Below are 17,384 nucleotides of genomic sequence, written 5' to 3'. Positions count from 1 at the left end.
ATTTAAACTATTACTGTTCTGATTACTTGTCAAATTTAATTACTACGGCAATTCAGCATGAGCGAAGTCTATTACGCTAAGGGCATTATGGCAAAAAATCTCCGAGCATTTCTTCAATTTTGGCCATTGGTTGCAATTGGAATCGAAGATACCAAGAAATCGATAAATGATTGTGATGACCGGCTCTTTGATAAAGAAGACGAAGAGTTCAGTTGGTGCTATTTGTACGAGCTTCCCACTAAAGACCTTACAGTTTTATTTTGTACCGGGCTTTTGCAGTTTGTTTCACTGGAGCAAATTTTGGGTTGGTTCAAACAGATGTCCGATTGCCCTGGAAACATTGGAGCATTGCCGGATATTTACAATCAGGTGCAAAGCCATTTTGATGCACGGCCAAATCCGACTAAAGACGATCTTGAATTATTGCGCCCTTCTCTCCCTGAGATTAGTGCTGCTTTCATTGCCGTGCAGTATTCTCTGTGGTGCGTGCTTTATCACGGGTGCTTCCTGAATGAATTAATCGAACGGGCTCGCAACGGTGACAACAAAGCCTTAATTGATGCCATAAAGATTGATACTTCTATTATTGGTTGTCCAACTGCTGTTGGAAAAATAAGCAAGGCTACGCTACTACACGATGTGAAGTTTTTTGCAAAGCTAAAATCTGCCATTAATGGCAAGAAAGAGAAACTCAAACAAGACAACTTCCAAAAAATGCGCTTGGTCTTTGAAGTGCTTTATGAAGCTGGCGCATTACGCCTAACTGATAAGCAACTCTATCAATTATTTGTCGAGGAATTAGAGCTCTATGCCGCCAATTCAAAAGGTGGCGGTAGTGAGAAAGCGTTGCGTAAATTTGCTGATACTTACATGAAGAAAAACGCAACCACCTAAAAATTCATTTTTTGAGTGGATTACTTTTTTTGAGTTGATATACAAAATCTCTATCCATTGCGATGTTAGCAATGTTTGCATAATCACTATGGATAAGGATTTTTATCATGAACAAAGAAATTAGTGTTTCACTTGATACTGTAACATTCAAAAAAATTGAAACCGCCGAGCCAACGCAGAAGACGACGAGCTTTAGCGAGGAGGAGAGATGCGAGGGCGAGGTGGAAAGAGATTTGACGGATACATCGCATCAGGCTGACTCATCCGCACAGGGTACGCCATCTTGTAACACAGTACCCTCAAACGACAACCCTAAACATTTCAAACCCCTGCTTTACGGAATAGATAGTCTTTATCTTTCTTATTATGGGCAATTGTCTGAAGATTGGGATAGCAAATTATCTGAATTAAAAGAAAAAGCGCAATCGGAAGATGAGAAAGTGCAAGCCTTGGCGCAAGTCGCTATCGGTTCTCACCTATTTGAAGTTAGTTATAGAGGATTTCCGCGTTTTCCCTACGTCCTGTCGGATAATTGCTTTTTCATTAAACTGAATCGCAGCCAATCCAGCAAGCTGCCGATGGCGCATGTTCAGGTTTCCAGCGAATATCTAGCAGCGGTCGGTGCTGAAGCGGCTGAGAAAGACTTGCGCTTTGTCGTGAATACGCTGGGATTAGTACTTGATACACCCGGTGTCAGCCGCGCCGATTTATTTCTGGATTTTGTCTGCATCGATAATCTTTCTGAAATTCATCATTCCGATTGGATCACTAGAGCCAATTTGATGGCGAAATACTTCGATTGCCGTCTGGATGATCCTTTTACCGGTTGGGTTATTGGCATAGGCGGCGATTTGCATGCCCGCTTGTATGAAAAAGTAGTCGAAATTAAAACCAAGTCTCATAAAACCTGGCTGTTTTCTTTATGGGAAAGCAACGGCTGGCAAGCTGACGAAAAAGTCTGGCGCATTGAATTCCAGGCTGAAAAGCAATTGCTCAAACAACTCGGAATTATCGGTCTATCTGAGTTACAGTGTAACCATGCTGCGCTATGGCATTATTTCACCCATGATTGGTTGCGTCTTTCCATCCCGAGTTTGACTGACAGTAAGCGCAATCGCTGGCCGAATCATCCATTATGGGGCGATATTTCCAATATCTACTCATTTCCTTCCGATCAACCGCGCTTAAAACGTTTTTCTATTGGCAGACTGCCGCACGATGAACGAATCTTCGTGCATGGCCTGGGCGGCCTTACGTCTTTTATGGCTCGAGAGGGTATTGAGGATTTTAGTGAAGGTGTCGGTGAATATCTGCATCAAGCTACACAATACCATGCCAGAAAGAATGAAAATCTTCAGCGTTATATTCGTCGCAAGGTAAAAGCTAAGGGCAGAAAATATAACACCATCAATAATCGCGAAAATCTTGCAGAAACCATTCAGGAAAGAAAGCAAGGGGCAAAAGCTTATCAGAGTGCGAGGGATGGCGAATGAAAACATTCAATCTTGAAGAAGCCGCCCTATTCCTTAAACTGCACCGCGAAGAAGTACGCCGCCGCACCAAGGCCGGAATAATTCCGGGTGTTAAATTGGGCAAATGCTGGGTATTTATTGAAGATGATCTTGTCGCCTACCTGCGCTCGTTATATGCTACCCCTCGGCAAGCGTTGCAAGTAGGACATGAGGAGAAACAATTATGTCACTCTTTAAACGCGGTAAGACGTGGTGGATTAGTTTCACCACACCAAGCGGCGAGCGAATTAGATGCTCTGCTGCAACTGAAGATAAAACCCAAGCACAAGAATTCCACGACAAGCTGAAAGCAGAATCTTGGCGGGTCGTGAAACTGGGGGATAAGCCAAAACGCACCTGGGATGAAGCAGCCTATAAATGGCTGATGGAAACAGAGCATAAAGCTTCACATAAGCAGGATATGAAGCAGGTTGCATGGATTCAACAGTTTTTTAGAGGTCGCTTACTTTCTGAATTAACTCGGGAAGTGATCGCTGAAGTGGGTGAAGTGAAGCGCAAGGAAACTTCACCTTCAACGGCTAACCGCTATTTAGCAACAATACGGGCTATTTTGCGCCGTGCTGCCCTTGATTGGGAATGGATCGATAAAGCACCGTTTATCCGGTTGTATAAAGAACCTAAACGGCGTATTCGTTGGATCGAACCAGAGCATGTAAAAATGCTTCTTGATGAATTACCGGAGCATTTAGTTGATTTGGTTAAATTCTCGCTTTGTACGGGGTTACGCAAACGAAATGTAACTGATCTGGAATGGTCGCAAGTTGATCTGCAAAGAAACGTTGCATGGATACATGCAGATCAAGCTAAAGGAAGAAAAAGTATTCATGTTTCGCTAAATGCTACGGCAATGGAAATATTGCGAAAACAAATTGGCAAACATCCGATAAGGATTTTTACTTATCGAGGAAAATCAATTAACCAAGTGAATACTAAAGCTTGGCGTAGAGCATTGGAACGAGCTGGAATCGAAAACTTCCGCTGGCATGATCTGCGGCATACCTGGGCGAGTTGGTTAACTCAAAAAGGTGTTCCGTTAAACGTGATTCAGGAGATGGGGGCTTGGGAATCAACTGAGATGGTGAAACGTTATGCTCATTTGGCACCCGAGCAATTCAGGAAACATGCGTTGGTTGTAGATGATCTCCTGAATGACACAATTCTGGCACAAGGAGAAAATTAGAAGGCCATTAAATTAATATAACTTATTGATTTAATGGTGCCGACACCAAGAATCGAACTCGGGACCTTCTGATTACAAATCAGCTGCTCTACCATCTGAGCTATGCCGGCAATTAGGCAAGAATAATCGGACAGATTTATTTGATTATTCTAAGTTTTGGTTGGTGCACTTTCTTTTCTTCAAAGATTTGGGTATTTTGATTAAAACTTCTATTTTCCAAGCTTTCTATATTGTTTCTATTTTCAATGTCATCTGGAGAAAAAGTAATTCCTTGATTAACTTCCTTAGCGAATATCCCTTTAATCGCATCCAAAGGAATATCTAACCTTTTTGCAATACCGCTGAATCTAGCCGTGAAACTCAAGCCATCATTACTGATATTCAATTCATGTACAGCGATCGCACTGATATTGAATACTATTTCGTTATCTCTCACATATTCTTTTGGAATATCTAACTCTTTGAAGACTTTGACAGAAATATATGGCGTAAAACCGTTATCGCTACACCAGTCATAAATAGAGCGGATTAAATAGGGTTTGGTAGATTGATTCATCATTTGCGCATGACTTTTTCGGATGCCGATAATGCATCAATGAACAATGGGCGGCTAAATAATCTCTCGGAATACTTTAATAAAGGCGCCGCTTGTTTAGGAAGTTTTATTCCAAAATATTCCAAACGCCATAATAAAGGAGCAATTGCAACATCAAGCATCGAAAACTCATCACCAAGCATGAATTTCTGTTTTTCAAAAACTGGAGAGATCATCGTTAGATTTTCTGCAATCACCGCTCGAGCCTTGTCTATGGCCTTTTGGTCGTCTCCCTCAAATGCATCGATATGACAGAACAACTCCTGTTCAAAACGAAACAACAGTAATCTGGCACGCGCACGCATCACAGGATCTGCAGGCATTAACTGTGGGTGCGGAAAGCGATCATCGATATATTCATTGATAATATTCGATTCATACAAAACCAGATCGCGTTCCACAAGCACAGGCGCTCTACCATAAGGACTCATAACAGCCAAGTCTTCTGATTTATTATTGGGGTCAACATCAATCACTTGGAAATCCATATCTTTCTCGTGCAGTACAATTCTGCATCGATGACTATAGGGACATGTAATCGTTGAATATAGCGTCATCATAACTTCAATCTCTGACTAAATCACCCGCACATTCAGGCAAGCTTGAAGTCTTAATGAATATCTCTCCAATACTCTTTCTTCAGCACATATGACAAAGCAAACATGAACAGCAGAAAGATCATCACTTTGGTACCCAATTCTATCCGGGCATTTGCATGCGGCTCACCCAAATAAACCAGATAATTAACCAAATCGCCAACGAATTTATCATAATCGGCTGTAGTCATTTGACCTGGCTTATCAAGCATTAAGCTTTTTTGATCGCCTTTCACTACCAATCGTTGCTCGCCTTGGAATTGATACAAGACATGAGGCATTGCAACACGATCAAATACAAAATTGTTCCATCCAGTGCTTGTAGCATCATCCCGATAGAATGCTCGCAAGTAGGTATATAGCCAATCAGCTCCTCGCGAACGCGCAATAACTGACAAGTCTGGTGGAACGACACCGAACCATTCTTGCCCTTCTTTTTTACGCATTGCAGATAACATCAAATCACCAACTTTTTGCCCTGTAAATACTAATTTATCCAGGACTTCTTCATTCGATAATCCGATATCGCGGTGTCTGTTGTAGCGCATATAACTTGCACCATGACATGTTAAACAGTAATTCACAAAGGTTTCTGCACCACGCTGCAAAGAAGCATTGTCAGTAATATCAACCGGGGCTCTATCTAATGGAACATCTGATTCAGCTGCATTAGCATTCCCAAATGGAACCATACATAAAATTAATAAAGCGATCGTTAATTTCATCATTTTTTTACTCTTGTAGTCTTTTGGGCTCAGGTTTTGTCTTATCTATCTTGCTATACCATGGCATCAAGATAAAGAATGCAAAATATATTACGGTGAAAATTTGCGCAAGCAACGTATACATAGGTGTTGGTGATTTTGTTCCAAGCCAACCCAATACAAAAAAGCTAATAACAAACAGCGTCAATGCAATCTTGAAGTATGGTCCTTTATAGCGAATCGATTTAACAGGACTTCGATCCAACCATGGTAGGAAACAAAAAATGACTACTGAACCGGCCATTAATATGACACCCCACAATTTAGCATCAATTCCGAGAAAATTGACCGTTACAGCCCTAAGCATTGAATAGTAGGGAGTAAAATACCAAACCGGTGCAATATGGTCGGGTGTTTGCAAAGTATTCGCAGGAATGAAATTATTATATTCCAAGAAATATCCACCCATTTCAGGGGCAAAGAAAATAATTCCACAGAACACAAATAGAAAGACCACCACACCTACAATATCTTTAACCGTGTAATAGGGATGAAATGGTATGCCGTCTACTGGAATACCTGTTGACGGGTTTTTGTTTTCTTTGATCTCAATCCCGTCCGGATTATTGGATCCAGTTTCATGCAAGGCCAGAATGTGTACGAATACCAGTACCAGCAGTACCAGCGGTAATGTCACAACATGATAGGCAAAAAACCGATTAAGCGCCGCATCTGAAAGTGTGAAGTCACCCAATAGCCATTGCTGGAGCGTATCGCCGATAGCCGGTATCGCACCAAACATACTCACAATCACCTGCGCTCCCCAGTATGACATTTGTCCCCATGGCAGAATATAGCCCGTGAAAGCCAAACTCATGAGAACGAAAAATATGCACATCCCCACCAACCACAGGAGTTCCCGCGGTTTTCGATATGAACCGTACATCATCCCCCGGAACATGTGCAAGTAAACAACCACAAAAAACATCGATGCGCCGGTTGAATGCATATATCTGATTAACCAGCCATATTCCACATCGCGCATGATATATTCAACCGATGCGAACGCTTGACTCGCATCAGGTTTATAATTCATCGTCAGGAAAATACCGGTTAGCAACTGATTAACCAAGACCAATAAAGCCAAGGAACCAAAAAAATACCAGAAATTAAAATTCTTAGGTGCGTAGTATTCGGAAAGATGCGCTTTCCAATTCGATGTCAATGGAAAACGCTTATCAATCCACTCTATCATGGAATTAAACATATTACTCATTTACGCAGATCCCTCACTCTCAGATCCAATTAAAAGACGACTATCACTTAGATAAACATGTGGCGGCACAACCATATTCGTCGGAGCCGGTACACTTTTATAAACGCGACCTGCCAAATCAAATTTCGAACCGTGACATGGACAGAAAAAGCCGCCTAGCCAATCAGGCCCCAAATCTGCGGGAGCGACATCTTTTCTGAATACGGGGGAACATCCCAGATGCGTACAAACGCCTTCGGTAACAAGTATTTCCGGCTTGATAGAACGCGTGCGATTTCTGGCATATTCAGGTTGCTGATTCTTTTCAGAATTCGGATCAGCTAATTGATCCTCTAATTTTGCAAGCGTCTCAAGCATATCTGGTGTGCGATTTAATACCCACACGACCCTGCCACGCCATTCAACCATCATAAGCATCCCCGGTTCAAGCTTGGATATATCCACCTCTACCGGTGCCCCCGCCGCTTTTGCTCTTTCGCTGGGCATCATACTCAATAAAAAAGGCGTTGCAATCGCAGCGCCCGCTATACCACCCGCTACAGAAGTCGCAGCGACTAAAAACTTTCTCCTGCCGCTCATCTTATCATTGATGCTGAAACTATCTGCCATCATATTCAATCATTCCATCAGTAATTATCTCGAGTAACCCTATAAAAACAAAGGATAATATTAAGAACCCCAACTGTTTTCGTTCACTTCCTTAACGCGCCAACCACAAAAGCGCGCAGTATACCACAATCGTTTCAAGGATAATAAGATTCTTCTTCCACTCATAATCACCAAAAAATAAGTACGTTTTGAAGTAATTACTTAATCTTCCCATGACATTGTTTATATTTCTTACCCGATCCACATGGACAAGGCTGATTTCGACCTATTTTTTCATTTGAGCGTACGAACGGCTGGGCTTTATCATTCTGGATTTCCTCATTCCCCGAATCCTCTTCAAAAATTCCCGGAGTACCATGATGAAATTCAATTTTCTCAGGAGGCCGCAATGTTTCAGATGCTGCATCAACCTGCTGTTCATTTTTAATTTGAACAGCAAGAAGTATCCTTGTAACTTCATTTTTGACTTCTTCAAGCATATTAGTAAAAAGCTCGAAAGCTTCACGTTTATACTCTTGCTTCGGATTCTTTTGCGCGTAACCACGTAAATGAATGCCCTGGCGTAAATGGTCCAATGCAGCCAGATGTTCTCGCCAATGCGAATCAAGAATTTGCAGCATTACCACTCGTTCATAATGATGCATAATCTCTGCACCGACGAGCTGCACCTTGGCTTGATAATTTTCCTCTGCGGAATTAAGAATGCGTTCAAGCAAATTTTCTTCATGCAATTCAGGTTCTTTCTCGAGCCATTGCTGTATCGGGAAATGTAGTTGATAGTCCACCGCAAGCACTTTCTCTAATCCTGTCACATCCCATTGCTCTTCGACGCTTTGCGGCGGAATGTGGGTGTAGAATTGACCACTCAGGACACTTTCCCGAATTGCTGCAATGGTCTCCGAGATATCGTGATCTGCTTCCAGCAATTCATTTCGCTGCTGATAGATAACATTGCGTTGATCATTGGCCACATCATCGTATTCCAGCAACTGCTTGCGCATATCAAAATTTCTTGCTTCAACTTTGCGTTGCGCGTTCTCAATTGCACGCGTGACCCATGGATGCTCGATGGCTTCTCCTTCCGGCATCTTCAATCGATTCATAATATTGGCGACGCGATCAGAGGCAAAAATACGCAACAACGGGTCTTCCAATGAGAGAAAAAAACGACTCGAACCAGGATCTCCTTGCCTACCAGAACGCCCGCGCAACTGATTATCTACACGCCGAGACTCATGACGCTCCGTTCCCACAATATGCAAACCGCCTTTACTGAGAACTTCTTGGTGCGTAACTTTCCATTGTTCGTAGATTTCATGTATGCGCTTTTCTTTATCTGCTTCACTTAACTTGTCATCATGACGTATCCGCTCAATTTCTGGCTCGGGATTACCCCCCAGTACGATGTCAGTGCCTCGACCTGCCATATTGGTTGCGATCGTAACCATTTTGGGACGCCCTGCCTGTGTCACAATCAGCGCCTCGCTGGCGTGTTGTTTTGCGTTCAAAACTTGATGAGGCAATTTTTCCCGGTCGAGTAATTTTGATAACAATTCATTATTCTCAATGGAAGTTGTACCCACCAAAACCGGCTGGCCGCGCTCATAACAATCCTTGATTTCATGAATGATGGCCTCATTTTTTTCTTTCGTGGTGCGATAAACTAAGTCCATACGATCTTCGCGGATCATCGGTTTATGCGTTGGAATGATAATTGTTTCCAGGCCATAGATTTGCTGAAATTCCGCAGCTTCCGTATCAGCGGTACCCGTCATACCGGATAATTTGTGATACATGCGGAAATAGTTTTGAAAGGTAATTGAAGCCAGTGTCTGATTTTCTTTTTGAATTGCAACGCCTTCCTTCGCTTCAACGGCCTGATGCAATCCATCGGACCAGCGCCGACCGGCCATTAACCGCCCGGTAAACTCATCGACGATAATGACTTCACCATTCTGAACAACATAATGTTGATCCTTAAAATACAAGCTATGTGCGCGCAAACCCGCATTTAAGTGATGAATCAGGTTGATGTTTGCAGGATCATAGAGACTGGTGCCCGATGCAAGCAAACCGGCTGATGCCAGCAACTTTTCGGCGTGTTCAAATCCTGCTTCGCTCATCGTCACTTGATGAGATTTTTCATCAACACTGTAGTCGCCGGGACTATCTTCATTCTCTTGTTTCGCCAGTTTTGGAACCAGAGCATTGATTCGCACATAAATTTCAGTATCACCCTCAGCTTGCCCTGAGATAATTAATGGCGTCCGGGCTTCGTCAATCAAAATCGAATCCACTTCGTCGACAATTGCAAAGTTCAGCACCCGTTGCACACGCTCATTGGCATGTGTCACCATATTGTCACGCAGATAGTCAAAACCGTATTCGTTATTAGTGCCATAAGTAATATCGGCCGCATAGGCTGCTTGTTTTTCATCGTGCGGCATCTGGGCAAAAATAACGCCAACATTCATCCCCAGCGCCTGATAAATTTTCCCCATCCATTCAGCATCACGTTTGGCCAAATAATCATTGACAGTAACAACATGAACGCCGTGGCCTGACAGCGCATTTAAATAGGCCGGCAACGTCGCCATCAGCGTTTTACCCTCACCGGTCCGCATCTCGGCAATCTTACCCGCGTGAAGCACCATTCCTCCAATCAGTTGCGCGTCAAAATGACGCATCTGCAATACCCGCTTACCGGTCTCGCGCACCACGGCAAAAGCTTCCGGCAATAATGCATCCAACGACTCGCCATTTTGAACGCGCTGCTTGAATTCGTCTGTCTTAGCGCGCAAATCAATATCCGACAAAGCTGCAACTGCCGGTTCCATCTCATTAATGGCACGCACGGTCTCTGTATATTGCTTGATCATCCGATCATTGCGACTGCCAAAAAGCTTCTTGAGTAAATTGCCTAGCATAAGTCTCTAATGAGTTTGAATAATTAATTAAAAAACAAAGGGTGAGCTAAATTCTCACCCTTCAATCAGTTGTACATTCCGAAAATTCAATTTAACTCGATTTTTTTAAAAATTTAGACGGATTCTGCGGTTTATCTTTATCCCGGATTTCAAAATGCAAATGCGCTCCCGTTGAACGTCCGGTATTGCCAACTTCACCGATTTTCTGGCCTTGCAATACTACCTCGCCACGCGCAACAACCAGTTTTGATGCATGCGCATACCGGCTAACCAGATCATCGCCATGGTCAATTTCGATCATATTACCATATTCGGGATGACGATCCGAATAGATCACCACCCCGCCGGCCGCCGCTTTTATCGGGGTTCCAATTTCCGCAGCAAAGTCGACACCTTCGTGAAAAGCTTTTTTGCCGGTAAATGGATCAATCCGGTACCCGAATCCGGAAGAATACCAATCGGTTTCAACCGGCATTTCAGAAGGCAGCACAAACTTGGTTACCCTGCCGTAGCGCAGCAAAGAATCCAATGCGCCCAGCTTATCCGCTCTCTCGTCCAGCAAATTGGATAATTCCTGGAGTTTCTGATCAAATTCATCAACGGTCAGATCTTCGGATAACACATTATTACGCGCACCGCCTTGCCCCGGAATCTCTTTAAATGACAGATCCCTTGTTTTAATTCCGGTTGATTCCGCCAAGCGCTCGCCTAATGCATCCAAACGTAACAATTGCGCTTGCATCTGGCCCAACTTGCTAGCCATAATGTTTAAATTATCCTGTAAATGCATCTGGATTTTCTGATGCCTTTCCTCTTGAGGATTGACCAGTATCGTTCTCAATAAAGGCGCTTCGATGCGGTCAGCATACCGCAAAGAAATAAAATTTAGGATTAAAGCTAATGTTATGATAATAATTGAAAATATGGCAATTGATAAAATGATATTCGTTTTGGTTAATGCCAGCTTGCGCGCTCGCTCAGAATTATTTGCTATCAAAATAATATTCATACTTCTTCTCACTGGATATTTTTTAAATAACCATGCCCCCTCATAAAGTTGATTCTTATCTTAATCTGCTAGGCAAGACACCTGAATATGCGGACTTGCTAACATTAGCCCGTCAATTGCTTAAGGACCAGTCAACCTTCCACAAACTAATCCCAATCCAGATGGCACAATACTGCCGCCTTAGTCGGATTATTAATGGCAAATTAACCATATTGGCTGAAAATGGCGCCATTGCAGCAAAACTTAAGCAGTTATCACCATCGCTGCTTCGCAAACTGCAACAATACGGATGGAAAGTTACTTCATTTCAAATATTGGTGCAAGCACAAAACTCGACAGAAGAAAAAAAATATATTAAGAAACATACAGATATAAGAAAACCAAAACTTAGTGAACATGGCAAAGCATGCTTCAATCAACTCGCCGCAACTCTGCCAGATTCTGAATTAAAGAAAGCTATTGATTCATTGGTAAAAAAACTAGAGATGACTAAAAACATTTGATCATCAACTACCATGCACTGGTTGCTTTATTTTTTACTCAACCGGAAATTACAAATTCATAGCACCCCGGTTTACTCTTTTTGCGATCACCGGTAATAGATCGTCGATATCAATCGGATCTTGTGAGCATTCATACCCTGATTAACCATTGCATAACCCGGGTCAATTACATTCCCCTTTGTATTGAAGTGAAACACCGGCAGAAGCTGCTTCGCAGGCATTACCGTATGTCTTGCCATCGCAACCGCAAACCGGAGCGTACTGTTTGGTACAGGCCATCGGTTTAACTTTGCATGTCCCTTCTTTCCCGGAAACGCTGCACTGTCCTACCTCGAATTCACAATATTGGTTAACATCCGGACATAGTTTTCCCTGAATACCGCCACAACTCAACGACCGGATCGTCCCACTGGACTCACAACCCTGGGTTACCAACATTAACCAGAGCAAAACCAGGTTGCGAACCAATCTTGTCACTTTAAATCCTTGTTTATAAGAAATTAGCACTCGATCTACAGAATTGTATCGATCAAAATCTTGATGCGGTTAAAGAAACATCCGCGTTCCGCCAAGCCTGATCGAACGCTTTCTGTATTTCGCCATAATCCTTACCTTGCATTTGCAAGCTTTGTTTCAAACCCAGCAACGCCCATCCGTTTTTTGGGAATTTCTTGAGATTATCGCGATAAACCATCTCCGCTTGTATGAAATCTCCAGCTTCAATTAGCGCTTTGCCTAACGAAAGCTGGATCGGGTAATACCAGAACGGCGGTTCCATGTATGGCAATTGATCCTGCAATAAAACCGCAGCTTTATAAGCGGTGATTGCTTTCGCATAATCCTTTCGCGCCATTAAAATCTCAGCCTGCACCAACTCATCGGCAATTTGCAACAATTGAGTGGCTGGATAGTCCTGTTCATCCAATGAACCAAGATCGGCATTTGTCCGAATCTTCGACAACAGTAAGTATTCTGCTTGCGCAGCTTCCGGATCACCCAGCTTGAGATACGCGATCGCCCGGGCATAGCGCCAGATCCCTTGAGAGAACTGCAATGAGCCGGAGGGTTGCGGTTGCTGCAATACTTCCTGCCACTTGCCGAAATTGGTCAAGGTCAGCACCGGAATCGTTTTCACAAATTCGACAACAGGAAACTGCTGTATCATCTCAAAGGAAACACTGGCCGCAACTTTGTCCGCGGCTGCTATCGCCGCTTCGCTTCGCCCCTCCATGCTATAAGCCGCCCAAAGGAAATGGAGATTATGCGGATAATACGCAGCCGTATAAAAGCTTTGCACTTTGCAATTTGCAATATACGTTTCATCAACGGCTACCGCCCTGGCATTCGCTTCCGCAGCATCGTGATAGCGCCCGATGCGCCAATAAATATGTGACGGCATATGCACTATTGATCCGGCCATTAAATAGTTTTAAGCGGCATATTTTACATATGGATCTTGGAAGTAAGAAGCAACACGCTCTGGATTGTTCTCCAGCATCGTCATGTGATCGTTGGCAGCGTTACGCAATTTTTCCTTGGTACGCGTCGGCACTTTAGAACCGATAGCCTGTTTCAAATCTGAATTTAATCGCTCTTCTGGATTTAATTCCGGACTGTAGCTGGGCAAATAAAAGCATTCGATTTTTTCCTTATTTTCTTCCAGCCAAGCCTTTACTGGTTTGCTGTGGTGTACTCTCAAATTATCCAGGATCAAGAACACTTTTTTCTCCGTATCTTTGATCAGAAGCTCAAAAAACTCAATGAGCCGATCCGAATTGAAATTGCCATCGATAATCTGCCACCGTGCACAACCTTTGTTTGTCACTGTGGCAATCATTGACAGTCGTTGTCGTGTACCAGGCGCATAGGCTACCGGCGTTTTTCCCTTGGGTGCAAAACCACGTCCTCGCACATCCGTGTTGACTAGTGCTGTTTCATCACCCCAGTGAATTTCACCGCCTTCAGTTCGAGCGCGTCTGGCTATCTCCGGGTATTGCTCATTGAGCCATTGCTTTACCGCTTCCGGGCGTTGTTCGTAAGCACGCCGGATCGGCTTCTGCGGGGTAAACCCCCATCGTTTAAGGTAGTGCCCCACCGTACGTATCGGCATGGATAGGCCACATTCCTGCTGGATTAACTGACTCACCGCGCCACGATTCCACAATGCAAAATCCATCTTCAGTTGCTCAGGACGCTTATCGCAAATAAGCCGTTGCAATCTCAACTCCTGCTCTTCGCTGAGGCTGCGCTTGTCACCCACGCTTCGTCCCCGTCTACCAGGTTTTAGTCCAGCTGCGCCAGCTGTTTCATAAAGTCGAATAATCTTCTTCACAGCCGTGTCGCTCAGTTCCGTTATTTGCGCTATTTGCACAGAAGTGCTGCCTCGCTTGTAAAGACGAATCACTTGCCGCCGCCGTTCATGCAGCGCTTCATCCTTTAAGGTTCTTGCATCTATTTTCTCCATTCTTCTATGGGCATGCAATATCACTCAAAGTTCAAACTATTTATTGGCCGGGTCTATAAATGCCCCGCATCCGGTATTAAATCGAGCAAAGTATCCGCCGCGTTTTCAGCGCGCTGCGGTGACGATGAGGCCTCAACCGCATGAATATATAAATGCAAAGCCAGCGGATGTTTGGGCGAGCGGCGCAATACGGTTTCAAGCACATGGATGACTTCTCTCATCAATTCTTTCGGCGTTTCCGGGTCAATCCAATAATCCCATGGCATGGTCGTCATCATTGATTCCGCGAATAATGAAGCAGCATCGTTGTCGTCAGGATACTGTTGATACAGTTCGCGCATCGCATTCATGTAGGCAATATCCAATTCGCTTCTGGATGAGGCAGTATCATTGCTATAACGTACTGCCAATGCATCGATAAAATGACGCTCCTTAGCGCTCATCAAAGGTTTTAGTTGAAGCGCTTTCTGTATGGCTTCATATGCCTGAGCATGCACTTCCGGCGGCAATACCGCTTGACCATTACTGGTCACGTTCATATTCGGACCAAGCGCTAACGCTTCGCCCCAATAACACATAGCGCAAGCTTCATCCAGTTGCTGCGCGGCGAGGAAAGCGCGCACTACTTCATTGTGATTAAACGCGAAACTCATTATCAGTCCTTGATTAAAATAAGCTTGCGCTACCGGGTTCCGTGTCGTGATTGTATATTGATACCCGCCTATATCAGCCAGCAGTTTCACCCCGGTTTTACCGGACCAGGATCCAGCGTTCGCTGATTGGCTCGGGAATGGCGGGTTCTTGGTCGACGAGCATGCAACCATTAAAACCATTGCGATTGCTATAAAGACATTGATGTATTTCATTTCCGTGACTTCCTGCATTTTCCTGATCAGTTCGCCGGATGGATGCAATCAGCAAACATTAAAGTGATTCCAATCATGCTGGCACTATTCGTACTGACAACTGTCTATCCCTATCTTATTTTTATCACTTAGCGCTCCGGTATATAATATAAAGCTGCTAATTCGATTTTATAGTGTCATCGTTCTTAAGAAATCGAATGCCAATGGCATTTATTCTGAGATGATTCTTCACCCTTTCTCTATCCTTGAGTCTGATTTTATCCGACCGACCCCGAAAACGATATGAATGTTTTTTATGAAGAAGCTGGAACCTTTAAAGTAGGCGCTATTCTGGCTGACAACAATACTTCATTGCAAATTGAAGCTGTACATGGCAAGCGATCAAAGATTAAGGCATCCGCAGTGTTATTCCGGTTCGATACGCCCCCATTGGCGGAATTTATGGGGCATGTACAAAAAATAGCGGAAGAATTGGATCCGAATTTTCTTTGGGAATGTTGCGCGCAGGAAATTGAATTCGCGAGCGACGCCCTTGCAACGGATTACTTCGGACATACGCCGAATCCGGTAGAGGCTGCTGCGACATTGTTGCTCTTACAAAACGCCCCGATGTATTTTTATAAAAAAGGACATGGCCGTTACAAAGCCGCACCGCCCGATGCGCTCAAAGCCGCATTAGCCGGTCAGGAGAGGAAGCGATTGCTGGCTGAACAGCAAGCACGCTATGTTGAGCAATTGAATCAATTCATTTTACCCGAGGAATTTAAACCCTCTCTCTCGCAGCTACTCTACAAGCCGGATAAAAATTCCACCGAATGGAAAGCACTCGAAATCGTCTGTACCGAGAAAAAACTTTCTGCTGTCAAACTGATGGAAAAGTGCGGCGCCATTCCATCCTCTCACGATTACCATTTCAATCAATTCATCTGGGAATTTTTCCCGGAAGGTACCGGATTTGGCGAACTGGAATCACAACCAGCGGTTGAAAATATCGTCGATCTGCCGCATGCGGATGCCGCCGCTTTCAGCATTGACGATGCTTCCACGATTGAAATTGACGATGCGTTCTCGGTTACCCCCTTATCTTTCGGAAGTTTCCGTATCGGCATACACATAGCCGCTCCCGCCCTGGGAATCCCCCCCGAGTCGGCGCTTGATCAATTGGCTGCGACCCGCCTATCGACCGTCTATTTACCCGGCAACAAAATCACCATGTTGCCTGACGGCGTGATCACCCGTTTTACCCTGGCGGAACAGGCAATCTGCCCGGTCGTTTCCCTCTACCTTGAAGTATCCGACGACTACACGGTTACCGGTATAGAAAGCAGAATCGAGTTGATAAAAATAACCGCCAATTTGCGCCATAACGAATTGGAACAACATTTTAATGACGATGCATTGAGCAAGGGGCATCTGCAGCATGCCCTCAGCAAAGAGCTGACTTTTTTATGGAATTTTGCTTGCAAACTGGAAAAACTGCGCGGCAAGTCGAATGACACCAACAATGACAAAATCGACTACAGTTTCGAAATCAATGACGAACATGTTTCAATCATTGAGCGCCGCCGCGGCTCTCCGATTGATAAAGTCGTTTCGGAATTAATGATTTACGTTAATACCGAATGGGGAAGACAGTTAACGGATGCAGGTATTACCGGTATCTTCCGCAGCCAGATGAATGGCAAAGTAAAAATGAGCACTTCGCCCGCTCCCCATCAAGGTCTTGGGGTTTCACAGTACGCTTGGAGCAGTTCCCCGATGAGGCGCTATGTTGATCTCATCAACCAGCGTCAGCTTATCGCACTGCTGCGCAATGAACCGCCACCCTACTCCAGGGATAGCAACAATTTATTGATCGCGATGCGCGACTTTGAAACTGCTTACGGGATCTACGGCGAATTCCAAAGATCCATGGAACGATATTGGTGCTTGCGCTGGTTGCTGCAGGAAAAAATACAGACAATCAATGCGCAAGTCATTAAGGAAAATCTGGTTAAACTGGATCATATTCCCCTGGTTACAAGGGTAGCATCATTGCCGGAAATTGCACCGGGCGCTTATGTCAAACTCAGACTCTCTGAAATCGATCTGCTGGAACGTACCTTTCATGCGGAATTCCTGCAAAAACAGGATTCATAAAACATCACTTATCTATTTCACCAAGAATATGTGACAAGAAAAAAGCGGTTGCCTACAATAACGCATCTTTAATGGCAGGTTACTCTCAAC

At 44.1% G+C, this 17,384-nt stretch carries 17 protein-coding genes and 1 tRNA gene; 6 read left to right on the top strand and 12 right to left on the bottom strand.

Going from position 1 to position 17,384, the window contains the following annotated elements:
• Positions 1-57: 57 nt before the first annotated feature.
• The 4 genes from RBH92_RS03680 (at position 58) to RBH92_RS03665 (ending at position 3,606) form a co-directional block, all read left to right on the top strand.
• Entirely contained in the window at positions 58-894 is an 837-nt protein-coding gene (locus RBH92_RS03680; RefSeq protein ID WP_307933316.1) for a hypothetical protein, read from the top strand.
• 107 nt (positions 895-1,001) lie between these two features.
• On the top strand, positions 1,002-2,387 hold the full coding sequence (locus RBH92_RS03675) for a hypothetical protein (RefSeq protein ID WP_307933315.1): 1,386 nt from the start codon (positions 1,002-1,004) through the stop codon (positions 2,385-2,387).
• On the top strand, positions 2,384-2,713 hold the full coding sequence (locus RBH92_RS03670) for a helix-turn-helix domain-containing protein (RefSeq protein WP_307933314.1): 330 nt from the start codon (positions 2,384-2,386) through the stop codon (positions 2,711-2,713). The genes RBH92_RS03675 and RBH92_RS03670 overlap by 4 nt, the downstream gene beginning before the upstream one ends.
• Complete coding sequence (locus tag RBH92_RS03665; RefSeq protein WP_307933922.1) at positions 2,623-3,606, top strand: tyrosine-type recombinase/integrase; 984 nt, start codon at positions 2,623-2,625, stop codon at positions 3,604-3,606. Before RBH92_RS03670 ends, RBH92_RS03665 begins: the two co-directional genes overlap by 91 nt.
• Before the next feature lie 34 nt (positions 3,607-3,640).
• On the opposite strand, the gene RBH92_RS03660 is transcribed toward RBH92_RS03665, so the two are convergent.
• The 8 genes from RBH92_RS03660 to RBH92_RS03625 form a co-directional block, all read right to left on the bottom strand.
• Positions 3,641-3,716, bottom strand: a tRNA-Thr gene (locus RBH92_RS03660).
• A gap of 26 nt (positions 3,717-3,742) precedes the next feature.
• Positions 3,743-4,165, bottom strand: a complete 423-nt coding sequence (locus RBH92_RS03655; protein WP_307933313.1) for a ClpXP protease specificity-enhancing factor — start codon at positions 4,163-4,165, stop codon at positions 3,743-3,745.
• Positions 4,162-4,761: a glutathione S-transferase N-terminal domain-containing protein gene (locus tag RBH92_RS03650; RefSeq protein WP_307933312.1), complete on the bottom strand. Its 600-nt coding sequence runs from the start codon at positions 4,759-4,761 to the stop codon at positions 4,162-4,164. The genes RBH92_RS03655 and RBH92_RS03650 overlap by 4 nt, the downstream gene beginning before the upstream one ends.
• Before the next feature lie 50 nt (positions 4,762-4,811).
• The gene (locus RBH92_RS03645; protein ID WP_292924981.1) at positions 4,812-5,525 is read right to left on the bottom strand and encodes a cytochrome c1; all 714 of its coding nucleotides are present in this window, start codon (positions 5,523-5,525) and stop codon (positions 4,812-4,814) included.
• 4 nt (positions 5,526-5,529) lie between these two features.
• A complete protein-coding gene (locus tag RBH92_RS03640; protein ID WP_292924980.1) occupies positions 5,530-6,777 on the bottom strand; it encodes a cytochrome b in 1,248 nt (415 codons plus the stop codon).
• Positions 6,778-7,386: a ubiquinol-cytochrome c reductase iron-sulfur subunit gene (gene petA / locus RBH92_RS03635; protein ID WP_374049959.1), complete on the bottom strand. Its 609-nt coding sequence runs from the start codon at positions 7,384-7,386 to the stop codon at positions 6,778-6,780. It abuts the gene before it with no gap.
• A 197-nt stretch (positions 7,387-7,583) separates the two neighbouring features.
• Positions 7,584-10,313: a preprotein translocase subunit SecA gene (gene secA / locus RBH92_RS03630; RefSeq protein WP_307933311.1), complete on the bottom strand. Its 2,730-nt coding sequence runs from the start codon at positions 10,311-10,313 to the stop codon at positions 7,584-7,586.
• A 91-nt stretch (positions 10,314-10,404) separates the two neighbouring features.
• Positions 10,405-11,076, bottom strand: a complete 672-nt coding sequence (locus RBH92_RS03625; protein WP_307933310.1) for a M23 family metallopeptidase — start codon at positions 11,074-11,076, stop codon at positions 10,405-10,407.
• A gap of 278 nt (positions 11,077-11,354) precedes the next feature.
• On the opposite strand from RBH92_RS03625, the gene RBH92_RS03620 reads away from it, so the two are divergent.
• Positions 11,355-11,825: a DciA family protein gene (locus tag RBH92_RS03620; protein WP_307933309.1), complete on the top strand. Its 471-nt coding sequence runs from the start codon at positions 11,355-11,357 to the stop codon at positions 11,823-11,825.
• Positions 11,826-11,987: 162 nt separating this feature from the next.
• On the opposite strand, the gene RBH92_RS03615 is transcribed toward RBH92_RS03620, so the two are convergent.
• The 4 genes from RBH92_RS03615 to RBH92_RS03600 all read right to left on the bottom strand — a co-directional run bounded on the left by RBH92_RS03615 (position 11,988) and on the right by RBH92_RS03600 (position 15,155).
• Positions 11,988-12,104, bottom strand: a complete 117-nt coding sequence (locus RBH92_RS03615; protein ID WP_307933921.1) for a Kazal-type serine protease inhibitor domain-containing protein — start codon at positions 12,102-12,104, stop codon at positions 11,988-11,990.
• A gap of 250 nt (positions 12,105-12,354) precedes the next feature.
• Positions 12,355-13,245, bottom strand: coding sequence for a tetratricopeptide repeat protein (locus RBH92_RS03610; RefSeq protein WP_307933308.1), 891 nt, complete (start codon positions 13,243-13,245; stop codon positions 12,355-12,357).
• 9 nt (positions 13,246-13,254) lie between these two features.
• Entirely contained in the window at positions 13,255-14,289 is a 1,035-nt protein-coding gene (locus RBH92_RS03605; protein ID WP_307931601.1) for an IS630 family transposase, read from the bottom strand.
• A 53-nt stretch (positions 14,290-14,342) separates the two neighbouring features.
• On the bottom strand, positions 14,343-15,155 hold the full coding sequence (locus RBH92_RS03600) for a hypothetical protein (protein WP_307933307.1): 813 nt from the start codon (positions 15,153-15,155) through the stop codon (positions 14,343-14,345).
• Positions 15,156-15,437: 282 nt separating this feature from the next.
• Here RBH92_RS03600 and RBH92_RS03595 point away from each other — a divergent pair, with 282 nt between their 5' ends.
• Positions 15,438-17,294: a ribonuclease catalytic domain-containing protein gene (locus tag RBH92_RS03595; RefSeq protein WP_307933306.1), complete on the top strand. Its 1,857-nt coding sequence runs from the start codon at positions 15,438-15,440 to the stop codon at positions 17,292-17,294.
• Positions 17,295-17,384 lie beyond the last annotated feature (90 nt).

It is taken from the genome of Nitrosomonas sp. sh817 (assembly GCF_030908545.1).
Taxonomy (GTDB): Bacteria; Pseudomonadota; Gammaproteobacteria; order Burkholderiales; family Nitrosomonadaceae; genus Nitrosomonas.
The sequence above is the reverse complement of the archived record's forward strand: the minus strand, read 5'-3'. Positions and strand labels throughout refer to the sequence as shown.